7 protein-coding genes are annotated in these 5,966 nt (G+C 70.4%); 3 read left to right on the top strand and 4 right to left on the bottom strand.

Annotation, left to right across the window (positions count from 1 at the left end):
- Positions 1–93 precede the first annotated feature (93 nt).
- The gene (locus ACFU8Q_RS38230) at positions 94–984 is read right to left on the bottom strand and encodes a LysR family transcriptional regulator (protein ID WP_384463807.1); all 891 of its coding nucleotides are present in this window, start codon (positions 982–984) and stop codon (positions 94–96) included.
- A gap of 113 nt (positions 985–1,097) precedes the next feature.
- Between ACFU8Q_RS38230 and ACFU8Q_RS38225 the strand changes: the two genes are divergently transcribed.
- The 3 genes from ACFU8Q_RS38225 to ACFU8Q_RS38215 all read left to right on the top strand — a co-directional run bounded on the left by ACFU8Q_RS38225 (position 1,098) and on the right by ACFU8Q_RS38215 (position 3,361).
- Complete coding sequence (locus tag ACFU8Q_RS38225; RefSeq protein WP_384463804.1) at positions 1,098–2,099, top strand: aldo/keto reductase; 1,002 nt, start codon at positions 1,098–1,100, stop codon at positions 2,097–2,099.
- Positions 2,100–2,175: 76 nt separating this feature from the next.
- On the top strand, positions 2,176–2,682 hold the full coding sequence (locus ACFU8Q_RS38220; RefSeq protein WP_384463800.1) for a DinB family protein: 507 nt from the start codon (positions 2,176–2,178) through the stop codon (positions 2,680–2,682).
- A gap of 121 nt (positions 2,683–2,803) precedes the next feature.
- Entirely contained in the window at positions 2,804–3,361 is a 558-nt protein-coding gene (locus ACFU8Q_RS38215; protein WP_384463798.1) for a DinB family protein, read from the top strand.
- A gap of 69 nt (positions 3,362–3,430) precedes the next feature.
- On the opposite strand, the gene ACFU8Q_RS38210 is transcribed toward ACFU8Q_RS38215, so the two are convergent.
- From ACFU8Q_RS38210 to ACFU8Q_RS38200, 3 genes are read right to left on the bottom strand one after another with little or no spacing between them, the layout of a single operon-like run.
- Positions 3,431–3,835 (bottom strand): GntR family transcriptional regulator, encoded by a 405-nt coding sequence (locus ACFU8Q_RS38210; RefSeq protein WP_384463811.1) that lies wholly within the window; start codon positions 3,833–3,835, stop codon positions 3,431–3,433.
- 44 nt (positions 3,836–3,879) lie between these two features.
- Positions 3,880–4,854, bottom strand: a complete 975-nt coding sequence (locus tag ACFU8Q_RS38205; RefSeq protein ID WP_384463796.1) for an ABC transporter permease — start codon at positions 4,852–4,854, stop codon at positions 3,880–3,882.
- Positions 4,851–5,795 (bottom strand): ABC transporter ATP-binding protein, encoded by a 945-nt coding sequence (locus tag ACFU8Q_RS38200; RefSeq protein ID WP_384463793.1) that lies wholly within the window; start codon positions 5,793–5,795, stop codon positions 4,851–4,853. Before ACFU8Q_RS38200 ends, ACFU8Q_RS38205 begins: the two co-directional genes overlap by 4 nt.
- Positions 5,796–5,966: the final 171 nt, after the last annotated feature.

Genomic DNA, 5,966 nt, shown 5'->3' with positions numbered 1-5,966 from the left:
GTCAGCTGCCTGACGGTGTGGCCGCCACGCCCGTAGGGTCTGACGGCCGGCAACCGCAACCGGAGCGGGCCGACGGACGGCCGTCGCGCGTCCTCACGTGTCGGCGTCACTCCTGAGCAGCGTCATCAGTTCCCGTGCGCCCGGGCTCATGGCCCGGGCCGCCGGGAGCACCACGACACTCTCGTAGCACGGCGGCCGGGGCCCTTCGAGTTCCACCGCCACCAGCCCGCGGGCTTCGGGTTTGCGCGAGAAGTGGTGCGGCACCAGCGCGATCCCCAGCCCCTCGTGCACCAGCTCCAGCAGACTGTGTACGTCATTGACCTCCAGCCCGACCGTGCGCCGCACCCGCGCCTCGGCGAACGCCGCGTCCGCCGCCCGGCGCGGACCCCAGTCCGGATGGAAGTCGATGAAGGACTCACCGGGCAGCTCACCCCACGCGGCGCCGCGCGCCGCCGCGAACCGGTGACCGGGGGCACAGAGGACGACCATGGGCTCACGCGCCAGCGGGAGGAGCTCGCCGCGCCACTCGGCTGAACTGACGGTCGCGGCGAACGCGACATCGAGCCGCCCGTCGGCCACCCCGTCCACCAGGCTCGTGGTGCCCTCCTGACGGAGCCGGATCTCCATGAGCGGATGCTTGCGGTGAAAGGCCGCCAGCAGACGCGGGAGACGCAACCCGGCCACGCACTGCTCGACGCCCACCGACAGCGTGCCGCGCAGCAGCCCCCGTACCGCGTCGACGGCGTCCCGCGCCGCCCGCGCCCCCGCCAGCGTGCGTTCGGCCTCCACCAGCAGGGCACGGCCCGCCTCGGTCAGCCGCACGCTGCGTGTGGTGCGGCTGAAGAGCGGGGTCCGGAGCTCCTGCTCCAGAGCCCGGACGGAGGCGGACAGACCCGACTGCGACACGGCGAGGCGCTCGGCGGCACGGGTGAAGTGCTGTTCCTCCGCGACGGCGACGAAGTGCTCCAGCTGACGCAGTTCCATGATTGAGCAATGTAGTCGCTGAATCCCAGCAGAATCTCCTGTTGGACTGCTGGATCGTGGTCGGCGAACCTGGACTCCGCGCACCGAACCCGCCCCTCTTCCGTGGAGCCCGTATGTACCTCCCGTCCGCCGACCGCTACCGCACCATGCCCTACCGGCGTACCGGACGCAGCGGGCTGCTGCTGCCCGCGCTCTCCCTCGGCCTGTGGCACAACTTCGGCGACGACCGGACGCCGGAGACCCAGGGGCGGATCCTGCGCCGGGCCTTCGATCTCGGCATCACCCACTTCGACCTCGCCAACAACTACGGACCGCCGCCCGGCGCCGCCGAGACCGCGATGGGGCGCGCGCTGAGGACCGACTTCGCCCGGCTGCGGGACGAGCTCGTCATCTCGACCAAGGCGGGCTATCTGATGGGCGACGGCCCGTACGGGGAATGGGGGTCCAGGAAGACCTTGCTCTCGTCCCTGGACCGGAGCCTCTCCAGGCTCGGGCTCGAATACGTCGACATCTTCTACTCGCACCGTCCCGACCCCGACACCCCGCTCGAAGAGACGATGGGGGCGCTCGACTCGGCGGTACGGCAGGGCAAGGCGCTCTACGCCGGCATCTCCAACTACGCGCCCGAGCAGACCCGGGAGGCCGCCCGGATCCTCAAGGAGCTGGGTACCCCGCTCCTCATCCACCAGCCGCGCTACTCGATGCTGGACCGCCGGGCGGAGGACGGTCTGCTCACGGCCCTGGACGAGCTGGGCACCGGCTCGATCGCCTACTCGCCGCTGGAGCAGGGCATCCTCTCCGACCGCTATCTGCGCGGCATCCCGGAGGGCTCGCGCGCGGCGGGCGACAGCCCCTTCCTGACGCCCGATTCGGTCACTCCGGAACTGCTGGAGCGACTGCGGGCACTCGACGAGGTGGCGTCCGCGCGTGGGCAGTCCCTCGCACAGATGGCGCTCGCGTGGGTGCTGCGAGGCGGCCGAGTCACCTCCGCCGTGGTCGGAGCCAGCAGCGTCGCCCAGTTGGAGAACAGCGTCGAGGCGGTCCGCAACCTGGAGTTCGCCGACGAGGAGCTGGCCCGGATCGAGGAGATCCTCAAGGGTCGGGACGCCGGCTGAGCACCCCGCCGGGCCCTGCCGCAGGGCCCGGCGAAATCATCGAGCGCCTGGCCGTAGTAGTTGGCATGATGACGCGATGCACGACGACAAGAGAACTTTTCCGCCGCAGACGGGCGACGAACGAACGTCGCTGAGCGGCTTCCTCCAGTTCCAGCGCGAGACCCTGGCCATGAAGTGCGCCGGGCTCACGCCCGAACAGTTGAGGCGGGCGGCCGTTCCCGCTTCGGAGCTGACCCTGCTCGGGCTGGTGCGTCATCTCGCCGAGGTGGAGCGTTCGTGGTTCCGTCGCGTGCTGAAGGACGAGGTGGCGCCGCCGCACTGGCCCGGGCCGAACGCGGGCGAGTTCGCCGAGTTCGACGTGGAAACCGCCGATCCCGCTGAGGCGTTCAGGATCTGGCACGAGGAGTGCGCGCGCTCACGGGCGACCGTGGAGGCCGCCGAGTCCCTCGACATCACCGGGAGTTATGGCGACGAGGTGTTCTCGCTGCGGTACATCCTCACTCACCTGATCGAGGAGTACGCACGGCACAACGGCCACGCGGACCTGCTCAGGGAGAACATCGACGGAGTCACCGGGGAGTGAACACCCCCGGCTTCAGGGGGCTACAGGTGGTCGGGCGTCGAGCGCGCCTCCCTCGTCGGCGCCGGCGCGGACGATGCCGCACCGTGGATGGACCGGATCGTCCGGTGGGAGGATGACCGCCATGACCTGGACTGCGCCCCGCGTCGAACGTTCGACATCCGACGGCGACCAGCTGAACGTTCCGGGCACCGCGGACGAGCGCGTCATGCTGGAGGGCTGGCTCGGCTGGCACCGGGAGACGCTGCTCACCAAGTGCGCCGGACTCGAACCGGCGCAACTGGCCCGCACCACGGCCGAACCGTCGAACCTCATACTCCTCGGCCTGGTGCGGCACATGGCGGAGATCGAACGCTGGTGGTTCCGGCGGAGCTTCGCCGGTGAGCCGATCGGTGACGTCTTCGCCGGTCCCCATGACGGGGACGAAGGCATCGAGGGCGTCGACGCCGCATACGCGGAACGGGACTTCGCCGCGTACCGCGCCGAGGTCGAGGCGTGCGACGCCGCGGTCGCGGGGCGCGGACTCGACGAGACGTTCCGGTCGAAGACCCGCGGCCGGCTCGTCAGTCTTCGCTGGGTGTACTTGGCGATGATCCAGGAGTACGCCCGTCACAACGGCCACGCGGACCTGCTGCGCGCGCGGACCGACGGCGCCACGGGCGACTACCCCGCGCAGGGTTGAGCACGGTTCCGCACTCCGTGGACACGGAGCACGCCCGTGCCTCGCGGACGAGGAGTACGGAACCGGCTCTCAGCCGTCGGTCCCGGACGGAAACACCGCCGCGTGGACGGATCGGAAGAGGGCGGTGACCTCCTGGCCGCTGAGGCCCTGGGAACGCGCCTCGTCCAGCCACGCGGCGAGCGAGGTGCGCAACGGGGCGTCGGGGCCCTCCTGGGCCGGGGCGAGGGAGCGGGTGATGAAGGTGCCCGCTCCCTGCCGTACCTCGGCGAGGCCCGCGCGCTCCAGCTCGCGGTACGCCTTGAGGGTCGTGTTCGGGTTGACCTTGGTCTCCGCCGCGACCTGCGCCGCCGTGGGCAGCCGGTCGCCCTCCTCCAGGGCGCCCATCCGCAGCGCCTGTTCGACCTGTCGCACGATCTGGAGGTACGTTGCCACTCCGCTGCGTCTGTCGATGCGGAATACGACCACCGTCTTCACCTCCCGTTGGACTGCCGAAACAATATGCACCTGCGGCGCGGGTCCTAGAGGGGGCTCCGGGAGACCCGCCACAGGGTGAACGCGGTGAGTACCGCGGTGGCCGCGAGCAGGATGCCCGCCCCGGTCCACTGCATGGCCGGCATCTGGTCGTAACCGAGGTACTCGACGACGTTGTTGACGATGCCGTGCTCCTTGACGCAGGCGTCCGAGGCAGCCTCGGTGGTCTTGGCGCACAGACCCCAGCCGTAGAGATGGCCGTCGGCCGAGCCGATCCAGCGGTCCACCTCGTGCGACTCGCCCAGCCGTGCGGGCACGTCGGCGGCGAGCGGGTAGGTGACCATGCGCGACGGCGCGAGGTGTACGCGCAGCTCGCCCCAGACGACTTCGACGAACGCGGCGAAGACGAAGGTGACCGCCATGGACACGAGGACACGGCGCAGCAGCATACCGATGGTGATGCCGGCGGCGGTCAGGAAGAGCCCCAACGCCGGGAGCACCGGGCCGGTGTTGTCGAAAACCTGCCCGTCCGGCCACAGACTGGGAAACACCGAACGGTAGGGCTTCCACCACCAGGTGAAGAACGCCGAGAGCACCGCGCCGGACACGATCACGGCCCCGTAGCACCAGGCGAGCTTCACCGTCACCCAGCGGCGCCGGGACACGGACTGGGTGGTGATCAGCTGTGCGGTGCCGTGTTCCTGATCGCCCGAGATCAGCGTGGCGCCGAGGAAGACGGCGAGGATCACCGGCAGCGTGCTCAGGGCGGTGATGGTGAGACCCAGCCCCGTCGAGCCGAACGTCGGCTGCGACAGCTGCTTGTCCGGCCAGCCGGCCGCTTCGAGCGCCTGGGACATCCTGCCGCGCTGGTAAGCGATCCAGATCGGGCCGAGGACCGTCACGGCGAGCAGGGAGAGCAGCGCGGCCCGGTGCTGACGTACGACGAGCCAGTTCAGCCCGCGCAGCATCCGGGGACGGGGCGTCCGGCCGGTCCGAGGGGGGTCGGTCAGGGTGGCGCTCATGAGGTGTGGATCCCTTCGGCCTCGACGCGGGCACCGGGTGTGAACAAGGGGGGCGTGTCCGACGAGCGGAGGTGCGCCAGCAGGACTTCCTCCAGGCTGGGTTCGGCGACCACCCAGTCGGCCGACAGCGGGCCGTTCGTTCGCACCAGCGCGTGGAACTGCCTGCCCTGGACACGCATTTCGATCACTGTGTGGGGGGCCAGCAGGTCGGCCGGGTTCCCGTCCGGGGCGAGTCCCGTCACCAGCGCGTGGGCGGGGACGAGTGCGTCCGCGTCACCCGCCATCCGGATCCTGCCGTCGGCGAGGACCAGCAGGTAGTCGCACATGTCCTCCAGTTCGGACAGCATGTGCGAGGACATCACCACGGTGGTGCCGCGCTCGACGGCCTCCGACATCAGGAGGGTGCTCATGTCGTGGCGGGCCACCGGGTCGAGGTCGGACATCGGCTCGTCGAGCAGTAGCAGATCCGGCCGCTTGCCGAAGGCGAGCGCGAACGCGACACGGGTGCGCTGACCGCCGGAGAGCGTGCCGACGCGGGCGTGCATCGGCACCTGGCCCGACCGTACGATCCGCTCCGCGGCGGTCATGTCCCAGTCGGGGTTGAGCTCGCTGCCCAGGCGCAGTGTCTCGGCCACGGTGAACCGCTTGAACAGCGGCTTGTCCTGCCCGAGGAACGCGAATCGCGGCATCACCGCGGGATCGTCCACCGGCACGCCGAAGATGCGGAGCTCACCCTCCGTCTGCCGGACCTGCCGCGTCGCGAGCCCCAACAGGGTGCTCTTGCCTGCCCCGTTGGGACCTACGAGACCGCAGATCCGCCCGGCCGGCAGCCGGAACGAGCAGTCGCGCAGCGCCCAGCCGCGCCGGTAGCGCCTACCCAGGCCGCGGGCCTCCAGCGCCCAGGCGCCGGACGCGCCTCCCGGAGTGAATGCGTCTGCCATGCACTTCGCCTCAATTCCATTAGTCAATTAATGGAATCATGGTCTTGGTGGAGAGGGCTGTCAAGGAGGTGCCGCCGGGTCCGCGCGACCTGCGGCTCCGGGTTATCCGGAATGCGCCTGTTCGGGGTGTGGGGCGCTTTCGACCGGAAGACCGCGCCCCTGGCACAAGGG

It is taken from the genome of Streptomyces sp. NPDC057543 (assembly GCF_042801895.1).
Taxonomy (GTDB): domain Bacteria; phylum Actinomycetota; class Actinomycetes; order Streptomycetales; family Streptomycetaceae; genus Streptomyces.
This window is presented reverse-complemented; position numbering and strand designations above follow the sequence as displayed.